The organism is Niabella beijingensis, assembly GCF_020034665.1.
In the GTDB taxonomy this organism is placed as follows: domain Bacteria; phylum Bacteroidota; class Bacteroidia; order Chitinophagales; family Chitinophagaceae; genus Niabella; species Niabella beijingensis.
In genome coordinates, this window is record NZ_JAIQDI010000002.1 from 354,269 (window position 1) to 370,172 (window position 15,904).

10 protein-coding genes are annotated in these 15,904 nt (G+C 47.9%); 9 read left to right on the forward strand and 1 reads right to left on the reverse strand.

The features are described 5' to 3' along the window. Positions 1-2 precede the first annotated feature (2 nt). Both K7B07_RS17525 and K7B07_RS17530 read left to right on the forward strand, forming a co-directional pair. Entirely contained in the window at positions 3-1,094 is a 1,092-nt protein-coding gene (locus K7B07_RS17525; RefSeq protein WP_223711824.1) for an ABC transporter permease, read from the forward strand. Between the two features lie 30 nt (positions 1,095-1,124). Next, entirely contained in the window at positions 1,125-1,622 is a 498-nt protein-coding gene (locus tag K7B07_RS17530) for an SRPBCC family protein (protein ID WP_223711825.1), read from the forward strand. 561 nt (positions 1,623-2,183) lie between these two features. On the opposite strand, the gene queG is transcribed toward K7B07_RS17530, so the two are convergent. Then, the gene (gene queG, locus K7B07_RS17535; protein WP_223711826.1) at positions 2,184-3,113 is read right to left on the reverse strand and encodes a tRNA epoxyqueuosine(34) reductase QueG; all 930 of its coding nucleotides are present in this window, start codon (positions 3,111-3,113) and stop codon (positions 2,184-2,186) included. 206 nt (positions 3,114-3,319) lie between these two features. On the opposite strand from queG, the gene K7B07_RS17540 reads away from it, so the two are divergent. The 7 genes from K7B07_RS17540 (at position 3,320) to K7B07_RS17570 (ending at position 15,904) form a co-directional block, all read left to right on the forward strand. Then, positions 3,320-3,904 (forward strand): RNA polymerase sigma factor, encoded by a 585-nt coding sequence (locus tag K7B07_RS17540; RefSeq protein WP_223711827.1) that lies wholly within the window; start codon positions 3,320-3,322, stop codon positions 3,902-3,904. Between the two features lie 92 nt (positions 3,905-3,996). After that, positions 3,997-5,184 carry a FecR family protein gene (locus K7B07_RS17545; RefSeq protein ID WP_223711828.1) on the forward strand — a complete coding sequence of 396 codons (1,188 nt, stop codon included), beginning with the start codon at positions 3,997-3,999 and terminating at the stop codon, positions 5,182-5,184. Between the two features lie 206 nt (positions 5,185-5,390). Further along, positions 5,391-8,786, forward strand: a complete 3,396-nt coding sequence (locus tag K7B07_RS17550; RefSeq protein WP_223711829.1) for a TonB-dependent receptor — start codon at positions 5,391-5,393, stop codon at positions 8,784-8,786. Between the two features lie 21 nt (positions 8,787-8,807). Beyond that, positions 8,808-10,721, forward strand: coding sequence for a RagB/SusD family nutrient uptake outer membrane protein (locus K7B07_RS17555; protein ID WP_223711830.1), 1,914 nt, complete (start codon positions 8,808-8,810; stop codon positions 10,719-10,721). Between the two features lie 20 nt (positions 10,722-10,741). Beyond that, positions 10,742-11,941: a DUF5000 domain-containing lipoprotein gene (locus K7B07_RS17560; protein ID WP_223711831.1), complete on the forward strand. Its 1,200-nt coding sequence runs from the start codon at positions 10,742-10,744 to the stop codon at positions 11,939-11,941. 24 nt (positions 11,942-11,965) lie between these two features. Next, positions 11,966-13,063, forward strand: a complete 1,098-nt coding sequence (locus tag K7B07_RS17565) for a DUF4998 domain-containing protein (protein ID WP_223711832.1) — start codon at positions 11,966-11,968, stop codon at positions 13,061-13,063. A gap of 66 nt (positions 13,064-13,129) precedes the next feature. After that, positions 13,130-15,904 carry a family 78 glycoside hydrolase catalytic domain gene (locus tag K7B07_RS17570; RefSeq protein WP_223711833.1) on the forward strand — a complete coding sequence of 925 codons (2,775 nt, stop codon included), beginning with the start codon at positions 13,130-13,132 and terminating at the stop codon, positions 15,902-15,904.

Here is a 15,904-nt window from a genome sequence, read left to right on the forward strand (position 1 = left end):
GCATGAAGTACAGTCAGTCAAAAGCGCTCTGGGCGATCACAAAAGCAAGTTTTAAGGCCATATTCAGTCAGCCGTCATCAATTTTTTTCAGCCTGCTTTTCCCCATCGTATTTATCCTGATTTTTGGCGCCTTTACGGATAAACCTCCGGCCATCCGGAAAGTTGCCATCGATCCTGCGGGGGATACCACGGGTGTTCTTTATGACAGTCTTGTTAAAAGCGGATTGATAAATATCGTCCGTTATGAGGATACATTGCAACGGAACGAAGACCTGGCAAAGGGAAAACTGGATGCCGTACTCCTGATAAAAAAAGCGTCCGATACCACAGCTGCCGCGCACATCGTATTAAGGTCAAGTGAAGCCAGTGCCGGTGCGCTGCCCGGATTGGTGCGGTCTGTTGATTATGCAACGCTTCGCATTCAGCTGGATCAGTCGCATATAAAAAGGGCGTATACGATTCAAACGCAGATCGTTCCGGGGAAAAAATACCGCTCCATTGATTTTGTGCTGCCGGGGCAGCTGGGTTTTTCCATACTTTTTTCCACGCTGTTCGGGATCGCGTTTGTTTTCTTTAACCTCCGGGAGCAACTGGTGCTTAAACGCTTTTATGCCTCTCCTGTAAAGAAACTGAATATACTGATCGGTATCGGTACCAGTCGTTTGTTCTTTCAGCTGATGAATGTGGTGGTGCTGATCCTTGTGGGTCATTTCTTCCTGAATTTCACCCTGGTTCACGGTGCGCTCACATTTGTGGAAATGCTGCTGCTTTCTATAGTGATGCTATTCCTGCTGATGGGTGTTGGCCTGATCATCAGCAGCATTGCCCGCAATGATACGGTGATCCCGTTAATGATCAATGTGGTGGGCTTTCCGCAGCTCCTGCTTTCCGGTACGTTCTTTCCGATCGATGTATTCCCTAAATGGCTGCAACAGCTTTGTGAGCTGCTGCCGCTCACCCAGTTCAACGATGCCATGCGGAAGATCTCTTTTGAAGGATTGCATCTTTATGACTGCTGGAGGGAGCTGGGCTATCTGGGACTGTGGATCCTGCTGGTTTATTTTGGTGTTTCAAAACTGATGCGGTGGGAATAGGCTGATCTTGAAATAAAGCGAAACAATAATATGAAATATATACGGTTTTTTGTTTTCAGTGCGATAACATTGCTGGTAGTGGTGACGGGTGTTACTTTGCTGTTGCCGTCGCACGTGCGGGTATCGCGGGCGGCGAACCTCTATGCGGGTGCGGATTCAGTACTTAATGAGGTCAGCGATCTTTCAAAATGGAAAAACTGGTATCCCGGCTTTGACAGTCTGGAACTAAAAGACGCTGAGACCAGGGAGGGAAAGGTGGTAAAGGCGACGGTAAAGAATATACAGCTGCAGGTAACCGTGGCTACCGACACATTGGTGACGGTACTGATGAAAAAGGGGGAACAACCGGTATCCAATAACTGGAAACTGATCCGTTATGCCAACTCCGACTCGCTGACCGTGCAGAACTATATGGATTTTGATTTCAAGTGGTATCCCTGGGAGCGGTTTTCAGGATTGTTGCTGGACCGGTCCTACGGGCGGGTCATGGAAGAGGGATTGAAGCGGTTGAAAGAGCGGACGCAATAGGCGGAAAATGTTGCGAATACAGGAAACTAACGGGATCCCCGGCGGTTTTTATTCTTTATAGCGGGAGTTTGTTCTCATAGACTACGCGGATTGCCACAGACAAATATTGTGTACTGTTGCTGAGATGCTCTGTGTATATCTGTGCAATCAGTGAGCTGTTTTTCAAAGATTTTTAATGAGCCACGAAGGCGCGGAGTCTCTAAGATACACGAAGGACATTTTTTTGTTCTCACAGACTACACGGATTGCCACAGACAAGTATTGTGTACTGGTATTGAGATATGTGCATCTGTGCAATCAGTGGGCTGTTTTTCAAAGATTTTAATGAGCCACGAAGTCACTAAGCTACACGAAGGTTGTTCTTTTTGTTCTCACAGATCACACGGATTGCCGCAGACAAATATTGTGTGCTGCTGAGATATTCTGTGTATATCTGTGCAATCAGTGAGCCATTTTTCAAGTTTTTTTAATAAGCCACGAAGTTACCATACACAAAGGATGTTTTCTTTGTGTTACTTTGAGTCTTTGTGGCAATGCTGCGCAAAGGATAAGTCAGTGATATTATTCCCTGATGAATTTCAGGTTGCGTTGTACACCTTTTAGCTTGGTGCGCTTTAGCGGCGAGTGTTTAAAAACCTGGCGGAACTGTTCTTCCGAAAAATGTTCCCATTCCCGGGTGGATAAATTCAGGATCTCGGGAAGCGGGGTAAAGGCCTCCTGCTGATGGGGTTTGCTGAACCGGTTCCAGGGGCAAACATCCTGGCAGGTATCACAGCCAAAGATCCAGTCCTGGAACTGCCCTTTCATTTCGTCCGGGATCAGCGCCTCTTTCAATTCAATAGTAAAATAAGAAATGCACCGGCTGCCGTCCACCACCTTACCGGGCAGGATGGCACCTGTGGGGCAGGCGTCGAGGCACCGGGTACAGGTTCCGCAAAAATCGGCGGTGTAGGGATCATCATACAGCAGCGGCAGGTCCGTGATCAGTGTGGCGATAAAATAAAAAGATCCGGCCCCGCGAACCAGCAGGTTACCGTTTTTGCCAACCCATCCCAGACCGCTCTTCCGGGCCCAGGAACGCTCCAATACCGGTGCGGAATCGACAAAGCCGCGTCCGTTGATTTCGCCGACCTGCTCCCGGAGCCGCTGCAGCAACGTGTTGAGCCGCGCCCGTATCACTTCATGATAATCGTCGCCATAGGCATATTTGGATATTTTCGGACCATCCGTTTGTTGTTGCCGGGAGGGGAAATAATTCATCAGCAATGTGATGACCGACCGGGCACCCGGAACGAGTTTGGTAGGATCAACCCTCAGGTCGAAATGGTGCTCCATATAGTGCATGTTGCCATGCATTCCTTTCGACAGCCAGGCTTCCAGCCGGCGGGCGTCCTCATCCAGCGGCGCCGCTTTTGCAATACCGCAATAGTCAAATCCCAGCTCTTTGCTGCAGTCCTTTACCAGCCGTGTATGTTGAAGAAGCGGATCCACAGGGGTAAAATTACTCGCTTCCGGTAATATAGTCGTTGAAATTTCTTCTGAAACCGGCGTAGCACCAGGCGGATAATCCCCAAAAATAAGGGGATTGAAACCATGACAGTACAGGATGGATGGCCTGCACGTTTTGTATACCTTTAACAGGATGTCAGCTCTTGCTGTACCCGGAAGCTTGCCAAAGCTGTTATACTGTAAGTCATATGAAAGAGGAAGAAATAGCAATCATCGAAGGTTTACGGAATGGTGATACATCGGCTTATACAAGGATATATGATCTGTATCACGGACGCCTTTATGCTTTTGTGATCCGGTTTGTAAAATTGCCGGAACTTGCCGAGGATGTGCTTCAGGAAGTGTTTCTTACCCTCTGGAGGGTAAAAGAGCGGATCGACAGTGCCCGGTCGCTGCAGGCTTACCTCTATAAAATAGCACGCAATTGCGTATTCAAGGCATTGAAAAAAAATGCACGGCAGCAGGAGATCACAGAACGCATTAAAACAATGACCGACCCGCTTACCTGTTCCAATGAAGAACAGTTGCGGTGGAAGGAATATGAAGCCCTTCTCTCCGATGCGATCGATTGTCTTCCGGTGCAACGCAAGAAGGTGTTCCGGCTTTGCCGTGACGAAGGAAAAACCTATGATGGCGTGGCCCGCGAGCTGGGCATCTCCCGGAATACGGTAAAGGAACATATGGTACTGGCCACCCGGGCCATTAAACTGCATATGAGCAAGTATGTCGATTTTCAGCCCCTGATCTTGTTTGTATTCTTATCATTTTTCTGATACCAGCATTTTTTTAAAAAAAAGTAAACAGGTATCCACCCGGTTTTTAATCCGGAGGATATTATATTATTAACGGCTAAAGTGTATTGCCCATGGAAAAGGATATCCGTTACTACGAGGAACTGATGAAGCGGTATGTAAATGACGAATGCTCTCCCGAGGAAATCGGAGAGCTGATGACATTTATCGGGAGCCGGCGCTCCAACCGGACATTGCTGGCTGAAATATACCGGCAATACCATCATCCGGAAGTACTAAAGGAAACGGTGATCTCCGAACAGCAAAGCAGCCGGATCCGGGAGTTGCTGCTGGAAACCGCCAAAGCGGGGAACACCGCGAAAAGGAAAGGAACTATAAGACGGTACCTGCTGGCTGCAGCAGCTGTTTTCCTGATAGGGCTGGGAGGGTATTTGTTGTACCAATCAACGTTTGCGCCCGCTGCGGGAACCGTTGCAGTAAAAAAAGAAATACTGCCGGGAACCGAACGGGCGGTGATCGGTTTTTCCGATGGATCGGCTGTTCAGGTCGATAGTTCCTCCAGGGGTGTTTTGTACAATAAGGAAGGGCTTGTTATTTCCCGGGCAGCAGATGGCCTGGTAGAATTTCATGTTTCGGCCATAAAGGATCCTGCGTCCCTGCAGCAGCTATTTACTACGTTTACCACACCTGTTGGCGGTGAATCGAGGGTAGTATTGCCGGATGGCTCAAAGCTCTGGCTCAATGCGGGCTCTACAGTACGGTTCCCGGTGTTGTTCCCGGAAAAAGAACGGGTGGTGCAGTCTGCCGGTGAGGTCTATTTTGAAGTGGCAAAAGATGCCACCAGGCCGTTCCGTGTGCGTTCCGGCAATCAGTTGGTGGAAGTATTGGGAACGCATTTCGTGGTCAATACCGGAGCAGATGCTTCGGTGATCCGGACAACGCTGCTGGAGGGGAGCATCCGGCTATCCGGCGCCGGTATGACCCGTGTACTGAAACCCGGTCAGGAGTCGGCATTTGTAAAAGGGAAGGGGGCTATTACCGTTGCCCATAAGAACAATCCGGAGTCCAGTGTAGCCTGGAAGGATGGCTATTTTGAATTTGATTCTGCAGACTTTAAAACCATGGAAGAGCAGATCCGCAAATGGTACGATGTGGAGTTTGTGTACGACAAGTTACCCGATAATCTTTTTTATGGCAAGATCGAAAGAAATGTACCACTTTCCCGGGTGCTGCAGATGCTGGAGATCGTAGGCAATATTCATTTTAAAACAGAAGGGAGAAAAATATATGTAACAGAATAACTAAGGACCATATAAAACAGATCCGGAAGTGCTCCAACACTTCCGGTGATGTCAGGTCAAGATAACGGAACAGGAGTCATATTATCTAAAACCATAACAATTACAAATGTATGAATTTTAAGATTCATTACATGGGCAGGGCTTTGCATCGGATCGCCCGTCTCATTCTTGCTTGTATCGGAACAGAATCTAAAATTTTCTTGGCAATGAAATTAACCGTTTTGCTGGTGGTCGTCGCTTGTTTAAAGGTGAATGCATCGGCATGGTCGCAGGAGATCACCCTGAAGGCCCGGAATGAGCCGTTTAAGACGGTCATCGAATGGATCGGCCGGCAAAGCGGCTATTCCATTTTAGCAGATGTACGGGAGATCCGGAATGCCAGGAACCTGTCGGTTAATCTGAAAAAGATGCCCCTAAAAGAGGCGTTGGACCTGTGCTTTGCGGATCAGCCCTTTACTTACCAGTTAATGGACCGGGCCATCCTTATTACCAGCAGGAAGCAACAGGCGGCAGCGCTTTCCTGGGTATTGAACGGGAAAGTGATCAATGACAAAGGAGAGCCGATCGCCGGTGCATCCGTTTCCGTTATGGGTACCAGCCGTGGTGCTTCCACGGATCTCGGCGGGAAATTCATGATCGAAGTGGACGCAGCAACCGATTCGCTGGTGATTACTTCCGTTGGGTATAAGGGAAAAACGATTGCAGTAGGCAGTGCACGTGATATAACTATTACGCTGGCGCCGGATGTTGAACAGCAAAAAATGAATGAAGTAGTGGTGGTAGGCTTTGGTACACAAAAGAAGAAAGATGTGGTAGGAGCCGTTACTTCCGTAAATCCATCGGATCTGAAGATACCGGCCAGTAACCTTACAACCGCGCTGGCGGGGCGGGTAGCCGGTATGATCGCTTTTCAGCGTACGGGAGAGCCCGGCAGGGACAATGCCGAGTTTTTTATACGGGGCGTCACCACTTTCGGATATAAGCGGGATCCGCTGATCCTGATCGATGGGATTGAGCTTACCCCCACCGACCTGGCACGGCTGCAACCCGACGACATCGCCACCTTCTCCATATTAAAAGATGCGACCTCTACCGCGGTGTATGGCGCACGCGGAGCCAATGGCGTAATACTGGTAACCACCAAAAAAGGAGTTGTGGGAACAGCGAAGATCTCCCTGCGGGTGGAAAATTCGGTCTCTGCCCCCACTAAAACGGTTGAGCTGGCTGACCCGGTCACCTATATGAAGCTGGCGAATGAGGCCCGGGCTACAAGAGGTAATATACAATTGTTGTATTCACAGGAAAAAATAGAACGAACCGCCGCAGCCGGTGCCAATCCTTATGTCTACCCGCAGAATGACTGGATCAATATGCTGTTTAAGAAATACGCAGTAAACCAGCGCTATAACCTTAACGTGAGCGGAGGCGGGGGCGTAGCCAGGTATTTTGTATCCGGTGCTTTTAATAAAGATAACGGCGTGCTGAAGGTGGACGGGCGCAACAACTTTAATAATAATATCAATCTGAAAAGTTATACGCTCCGCTCCAATGTAGATATCGATATTACCAAATCCACCATGCTGACGGTGCGGCTCAACGGGAACTTTGATGATTATACAGGCCCTGTGCCTGGTGGTGACCAGATGTATTACAGCGCCATGCATGCCAACCCGGTGGCCTATCCGGCCTTCTTCCCCCCGGATTCCGCCAACATGGAAACCCGGCACATCCTGTTTGGGGGCACGGATCAGAATGGACCTTTCATTAACCCTTATGCAGATATGGTAAAAGGTTACAGGGATTATTCGAGATCCTTAATGCTGGCACAGCTGGAGCTAAAACAAAATCTTAATTCCATCGTTAAGGGGCTCACCTGGAACACCATGATGAATACGAACCGGACTTCTTTTTTTGATGTGAACCGCTTTTATAATCCCTATTTCTATCAGGTAGCCAGCTACGACCGGACAACGGATAAATATATTCTGATGCCGCTTAATGAAGCGGAAGGGACAGAGTACCTGGGTTATACGGAAGGTCCCAAAACGATTGAAACGTTTTTCTATATGCAGTCGCAGCTGGATTATAACCGGACTTTTAACACAAAACACAATATCAGCGGGCTGCTGGTGTATATGTTGAACCAGCGTTTAAATGCCAATGCCGGAAGTCTTCAGAAATCGCTGCCGTTCAGAAATGTCGGAGTATCGGGCCGGGCCACTTATGGCTATGACAGCAGGTATTATGCCGAGTTCAATTTCGGTTATAACGGTTCCGAACGTTTTTCGCAGGCTAAACGGTTTGGTTTTTTCCCATCCGCAGGTCTTGCATGGACGGTTTCCAATGAGAAATTTTTTGAACGGCTGAAGAATGTGGTGTCGAACCTGAAATTTAGGGGAACCTATGGCCTTGTAGGAAACGATGCCATCGGCAGTCCCGACGACCGGTTTTTCTATTTATCGGAAGTAAACATGAACAGCGCGCAAAGAGCTTACCGCTTTGGCCTTTTGGAATATGTGCCCTTCAATGGTATTCTGGTAAACCGGTATGCCAACCCCAACATTAGCTGGGAAACTTCGGTACAGCAAAACTACGGGGTTGAACTGGAGCTGTTCAACAGTTTGAATTTTAAAGCGGATTATTTTATTCAGAAAAGAAAAAATATCCTGATGGACAGGGCATATGTGCCGGCTACAATGGGACTTTCGGCGGTGAACAGGGCCAATGTGGGTGAGGCTTCTTCCAAAGGGATCGATGCTTCGATGGATTATAAGAAAACATTCGGTAATGACTTATGGGTATCCGCGCTTGGTAATTTTACTTATGCCACCAGCCGGTATGATGTGTATGAAGAACCGGCGTACAAGGATAAATACCGCTCGCATATAGGTCAGCCTATCGGCCGGATGTACGGTTATATTGCCGAAAAGTTGTTCACAGACGATGCCGAGGCTGCCAACGCTCCCAGGCAAAACTTTATTGATGGTGCCATGGGCGGCGATATTAAATATCTCGACATTAATAATGACGGGCAGATCTCGGAAGCCGATAAAGCGCCGATCGGCTATCCTACAACCCCCGAAATCAATTACGGCTTCGGGCTTTCCTCGGGCTTTAAAAATTTTGATGTATCCTTTTTCTTTAACGGTATTGCCCGGGAATCATTCTGGATCAATGTGGCGGGTTTCAACAGCAACGGCCAGTATACCGGTACCATGCCTTTTTTCAGGCAAACCCAATTGCTAAAAGCCTATGCAGACAGCTATTGGTCGGAAGCCAATCAGGATGTATACGCGGTGATGCCCCGGCTGAGCGAAAAAGATGACCGTACTTCTATTGAGCAGGGAAACAATACACAACCCAGTACCTGGTGGATGCGCAATGGCGCTTTTCTGAGGCTCAAACAGGTGGAGCTGGGTTATACCTTTCCTAAAAGCATCCAGGATAAATTGAAGGCCAATAATTTGAGGATTTATGTAAATGCACTGAACCTGCTGACCTTCAGTAAGTTTAAAATGTGGGATCCGGAAATGGCAGGCAACGGGTTGGGATACCCTCTGCAAAAAGTATTTAATGTGGGGCTGAACGTTACGTTTCACTAACTCTTTTTAAAAACTGATAGCATGAAATTCTGCAGCATAAAAAATATAAAGCAATTATACTGGACGATAGGTATTGCATCGGTGGTACTTTCTTCCTGTAAACAATACCTTGACATAGTGCCGGACAATATCGCAACAATAGACAATGCTTTTGCGACCCGCACACAGGCCGAAAAATACCTGGGGACCTGCTATTCATACCTGTTAAAAGATGCAGAACCGAATTTAAACCCCGCCTTAACAGGGGGCGATGAGATGATCCCACTGCAAAGCCGCTGGAGTCAGTTCGGGCGGATGTTCAATATTACGCGCGGCAACCAGAACTTTGTATCACCCATAGGGCAGGAGTATTGGGAGTCCTATTACAAGGCCATCAGGGACTGTAATATTTTTTTGGAAAATGCCCGGAAAGTGCCCAGCGTACCTCCCAATATGAAAACCTACTGGATCGCGGAAGTGAAATTCCTGAAAGCCTGGTATCATTTCTGTTTGGTGCGCATGTATGGCCCCGTGCCCCTTATTAAACAAAACCTTCCGGTAGACGCTCCGATTGAGCAGGTAAAAGCAGAGAGGAACACTGTAGAGGAATGTTTCAGCTATATTGTATCCTTACTGGATGAGGCCAAGGATTCGCTGCCCGATGCCATTACCAACCAGGATCAGCTGGGTCGTATTTCCAAGCCGATCGCCTATGCGGTAAAAGCCAAAGTGATGGTAACGGCTGCCAGTCCTTTATACAATGGCAACACGGATGCGTCCACACTTAAGAATAACGATGGCACCCAGCTTTTTAATCAAACAACAGATCCTGCGAAATGGACCGCTGCTGTTGCAGCCTGCAAAGAGGCGATTGATATTTGTACGGAACTGGGATATACCTTACATACCGTGCCGGCTGTTTATAAAAATGTAACCCTTACAAATACCATGCGCATTCAATTGGGCATCAGAACAGCGCTTACCGAAAGATGGAACGACGAAATCATATGGGGCAATACGCAAAGCTGGGCAAACGGTATCCAATTTTATACACCGCCCAAGTGGGATCCCGCCTTTCCCGATAATACAGTGATGTTGAATGCACTGGATGCGCCCATTAAAATTGCAGAACAGTTTTATACGAAGAACGGGGTGCCTATTGAGGAAGATAAAACCTACAACTATGACCAGCGTTATACGTTAAGAACCGCCACGGCTGCCGAAGGGCTGATGGTACGGCAGGGTTATACCACGGCAACGCTTAATTTCGATCGGGAACAGCGCTTCTATGCCAGCCTGGGCTTTGACGGCGGCATCTGGTACGGACAGGGCCGGTTTGACGACAGTAAGCCGCTGGATCTTTATTACATTTCTTCAAAACGCGGCCAGGTGCACGGGCTCAGCAGCCCCGCCTATGGCCCTGTTACCGGGTATGCCATTAAAAAAGTGGTCCATTTTGAAAATACGATGGATCATACCACCCGGTACTCCTACGTAAATTATCCCTGGCCGCTCATCCGCCTGGCGGATCTTTACCTGTTATATGCTGAAGCCTTAAACGAAGCAAACGGACCCGGCGCCGAAGCCTATCAGTACGTAAACCTGATACGTGAACGGGCGGGCCTACCCACAATTGAAACGGCATGGACAAATTTTTCAAAAAATGCTGCAAAATATACAACAAAGGACGGTCTGCGCAGCATCATTCATAAAGAGCGCAACCTGGAGCTTATGTTTGAAGGGCATCGTTTCTGGGACCTCAGGCGCTGGAAGGAAGGTATACAGGAGTATAATGCACCTTTACGCGGCTGGGACATAAGCCAGAGCGTGGCTGCTGCTTATTACAACCCGGTTACCTTATATAATCAACGATTCAGTCTGAAAGATTATTTCTGGCCTATATCAGAAGAGGAACTCACACGCAATACAAACCTCAAACAAAATATCGGGTGGTAAAAAATTACAAAAGTATTGAAATGAAAAATTTGCTGAAAATTGGTTTAATGGTAATGCCCGTCCTCCTGTTTTCCCGCTGTGGCAAAGAACCCATTTATAATTATACCGATGGCAATGCGCCACCTCCTGCACAGGTTACCGATATAAAGGTGAAGCCCACACCGGGGGGCGGTATTATTACCTACAAGCTGCCGGTGGATGCCAGTCTTTCTTATATAAAAGCTGTATACGAAATACAGCCGGGCATAAAAGCAGAAACGAAATCATCCGTTTTTAAAGACACGCTTGTTGTTTCGGGTTTTGGGGATGTAAGCCCGCGGCAGATAGCGATCTACAGCGTTGGAAAAAATGAGAAAGAGTCGGCTCCCCTGACCGTTGATCTGGTGCCCCTTACACCTCCGGTAATGCTGGTGCAGCAATCCCTTAGCCTGGAGCCCACTTTCGGCGGTGTGCGGTTGAGATTTAAAAATCCCACCCGTGCGAATCTTGCCTTTACCTTATTGTATGACACTACAGGAAGCGGGGCCTATAAAGAAATCAGTTCCTATTACAGCGCACTTGATTCGGGGACCTTTTCGGCAAGGGGATTTGATACGGTTTCAAAAAGGTTTGCAGTATATGTCCGGGACAGGTGGAATAACCGGTCGCCGCAGGTGGAGGAGGTTATAAAGCCTTTGTTTGAACAGTTTATTCCCAAGAATACCTGGAAGGCGATGTACCTGCCTACGGATACCTACCAGTATGTGGAGTCCTTTGACCTTCCGCATGTATACGATGGCCTCTGGGGAATCGGGAACTATAATATTTTCGCTACCGTACATACTTTGCAGATACCGCAATGGTTCACGATCGACCTGGGTAAAACCGTTACCGCCAGCCGTATGAAAGTGATGCATTATCATGAATCGCCTTATGCCGGCGCCAGCGTTAAACAGTTTGAGATCTGGGGATCCAATAACCCGCCGGCCAACGGCAGCTGGGACGACTGGAAGCTGCTGGGTAGTTTTGAGTTTATCAAACCTTCCGGGTTGCCGCAGGGCCAGATTACGGAAGAAGACCGGAGCTATTCCGTAGTAAATGGCGGCGATTTTGAATTTACCGGCGATCAGGGCGCTTTCCGGTACATCCGGTTCAAAACCATTGCCACCTATTCCAGCTCGGGGCCTATCGGTCAGATAGTCGTTCCCGAGATCAGTTTCTGGGGGAAAATAGAGCAATAATTAGTATCATCAAAAAACGGATTCATGAAGCAATCATTTTTATATATCCTGCTCATCGCATTGGGTTGTTCAAAAATGGACGACAGCTATAAAAACCTTATAGAACCGGGAGGCAGGGTGTACGTAGAAAAAGCAAAGGCGGTAGTACGACCCGGCTATAAAAAAGTAGAGATTGTATGGCCACGTGCCTCCGATCCTAATGTAAGCAGCGCGAAAGTATACTGGAACAATTACAGCGATTCTGTTTCAATAAATATCTCGCCCGGAGAAGATACGGTTCATGTGCCGGTTACCGGATTACAGGAACAGTTTTACACATTTATCGTTAAAACCTTTGACAAAAACGGTAACAGTTCCGTACCGGTGGAAGTGAACGGGCGTGCCTACGGGGATACTTACCTGGCGGCATTGACAAACCGTTTTATATCATCGGCCGCAGTGTGGGCAGGCATCTTAACCATTAACTGGGGGGCTGCTGCTGTTTATAACGGAGAAGTAGGGTTGCAGCTGATCTATAAAGATACCACCGGTGTTCAGCAAAAACTTTTCATCAGCAATACACAAACGGCAAGTGTGATCAGTGATTTTGCGGCAGATACCAGATTTGAGTATCGTTCTTTGTTTCTGGCAGATTCCAATGCTGTTGATACGATTTATAAGGCGTATAGTTTGGTCAGCGATATAAAACTTGATAAAACAAAATGGAGCGTTGTCGCATTTTCTGACCAGCATGATGAGCCCGGCGGTGGCGCCGCTGCCGTGATTGACGGCACTTTTACTACCCGGTGGCACACACAGGCTAATCCCACTGCCGCACCCTATCCGCATTGGGTGATTGTCGATATGAAATCTGAGCACAGCTTTACACGGTTTGGCGTTGAGCGGACGAATAAAGACGCACCAGCAGGCGATCCCCGGGGGCCCAATACGTTTCAGGTACAGATCAGTAAAGACAATATTACCTGGACGGATCTGGGCATATTTAATTTTAACAGGCTGGCAGATGGGGAACAATTTTTTCCCATTACGTCAACCGCTACGGGCAGGTATTTTAAATTTACAGGACTTACCGGTGAAGGGCCTTATATGGTATTGGGTGAGATAAGCGCTTACGGTCTTTAACCAGGAGCCGGCCCCGGACCCATCTTGTAAATCATGAATCCCGGTGTACCGGGAAAAAATATACGGATGAAACAGTATTATCTGAGCCTTCTTTTTCTGATGCTAAGTGTGCAGCCGCCTGCCGCGCAGGAAACAGCAGCGACCGTTCCGGTTCATTTAAGATGCGAATACGATATAAACCCGTTAGGTATCGATAAGCCGCAACCGCGGCTCAGCTGGCATATCGAAACGCCGGAAAGAAACTGGTACCAGGCCGCATATGAAATTGTCGTGGCTTCCGATTCAGTGGAGCTGTTAAACGGATCGCATGATCTATGGAGCAGCGGTAAAATAACATCAGATCAGAACATAGGGGTGCTTTATAACGGCGTGCATCTGAAGTCAGCAAACAACTGCTGGTGGAAAGTGAGGGTATGGGATAAAAAGGGCAATGTATCGGCATGGAGTGCCATCGCCTATTGGAAAATGGGGCTGCTCCGGGAAGGTGACTGGAAGGGCGGATGGATTGGCTCCGATATGGAGCTTACCGGCTACCAGCGCGGCCTGAAGGCGTTACCCGATTTTGATATGGAAACGGAAAATAGCATGTGGCAGAGAGCCGACTCTATCAGGAAACACGTGCGTTTTGATGAAGAAGCTCCGGCAGTGTATATGCGCAGGGAATTTACCCATAGAAAAACTGTTAAAAGAGCTACGGCTTATATGTGCGGGCTGGGATATCATGAGTTGTATTTAAACGGACAGCGGGTATCAGATGAGCTGCTGAACCCTGCTTATACCGATTATCAGAAAAGAGTGCTGTATAACACATATAACGTAACATCATTGGTCAGACAGGGTCAAAATGCCATTGGAGTGATCCTGGGGAACGGCTGGTACAATCCCATCGTACCTCATGGCTTGCGGTTTTATACGGCAGATTATATTAACACTCCCCGGTTATTGTTTCAGCTCTTCCTGGAATATACGGATGGCTCCTCAGCTGTTATAACCTCTGACAGGCATTGGAAATTTACTACAAAAGGTCCTGTCCGGTATAATGATATTCTGGGTGGTGAAACCTATGATGCCCGGCAGGAGATGCCCGGATGGAGCGCAACGGGTTTCCAGGATGCAGGGTGGAACCAGTGCCTCCCTGTTGACAAACCCCAGGGAAAAACAGTGGCCCAGCAGTTATCGCCAGTAACACGGCTCAGCTATCATCCTGCAACAGGGGTGGAAAAAACAGAAAGCGGTTACCGGTTCGACCTGGGCAGGGAATTGTGCGGCTGGGTGAAAATAAAATTAAAAGGCCGCGAAGGGCAGCGTATAAAAATCCAATACCTGGGTGCCGGCAGCCATACGCTGGGCCGTTACCAAACACATTATATTATCCTGGACGGGAAAGGCGAAAAAGTAGTTGAACCACGATTTAGTTATAACGGGTTCCGTTACATCACCGTGGAGGGGATCGACTACACCCCCGCAGTCGATGATGTTGTTGGCGTTCTGGTAGCTACACGCCTGGAAAAAGCAGGAACATTTTCCTGCTCGAATGAGCGGCTCAATAGTATACAGGATATCTTCATCAATACAATCAATAATTATATTGTACATCTTCCCAATGATCCCACACGTGAAAAATCGGGATGGGTTCAGGATATACAGGGCGGTTTTGATGTCAATGCCTATAATTTTAATGTGGCCGGGATGTACCGGAAATGGCAATATGACTTTAATGATATTGTACATTCAAACGGCTATGTTCCTCCCGTTGTACCCAGCCGGTTTGACGGCCCTACGATCAACGGTCCCTGGTGGGGCGGCATGATTATTTATAATACAGAAAAACTGTATGAATACTACCAGGACCTGGATATCGTTCGTGATAGCTATGATGGAATGAAACGCTATCTGGGATATTTACAATCCATCTCCAAAGATCATATCGTTGAGTGGGGGCTGGGCGACTGGATGGAACCTTCCAGCGAAGGGGGACGGCCTACCTCCACCCCGGTTCCGTTAACCTCCACCATAGCGTTTTATCATTTTACAAAAAAAATGGCTGTGTTTGCCGGATTATTGCATCAATCTTCCGATTCATTGTATTTTGAAAAGCAGGCACTTTCTATTAAGAAAAGCTATAACCGGCGTTTTCTCAATGCCCAGACCGGCCAATACGCGCTGGGGAGCCAGGCAGCACAATTAATGTCGCTTCATTTTGGACTGGTTCCCGATGATAAAAGAGAACTCGTGCTTCAAAAATTGAAAGAGGCGATTGCCCGGAAAAACGGGCATTTGTCAACCGGGTTTGTGGCCACACCGGTGCTGCTGACCACATTGTGTGACCTGGGACTGGCGAACGAAGCGTATCAAATGGCAACAAAAGAAGACTATCCCGGCTGGATTGATATGATTTTTAATAAAGGCAATACAGTAATGAAAGAAAGCTGGGATGGGGGCCTGGTACAAATGCCTTCTCTTGCCGGTCCTGTTGGATATTGGTTTTTTCATTCGCTGGCGGGAATTCGTACCCTGCCCGGCACACCGGCATTTAAAAAGTTTATAATCAAACCACAACCGGTCGAAGGACTCACCTGGGTGTCTGCAACCTACCAATCCGTACGGGGTGAAATCAAATCGGCATGGAAAAAAGAAACAGCGGGTTTTCAATTGCAGATAAAGATACCGGCAAATACCACCGCTTTGGTATATCTTCCCGCTACCGCAGCAGATACTATTCTTGAAGACGGGAAAATAATAACAAACGACAGCAACTTCCCTGTCGAGGAAACAACCAGTACCGGAACGGTTATCAGACTGGGTTCGGGCAGTTATTCTTTTTTGGCAAAAAAACGCTAG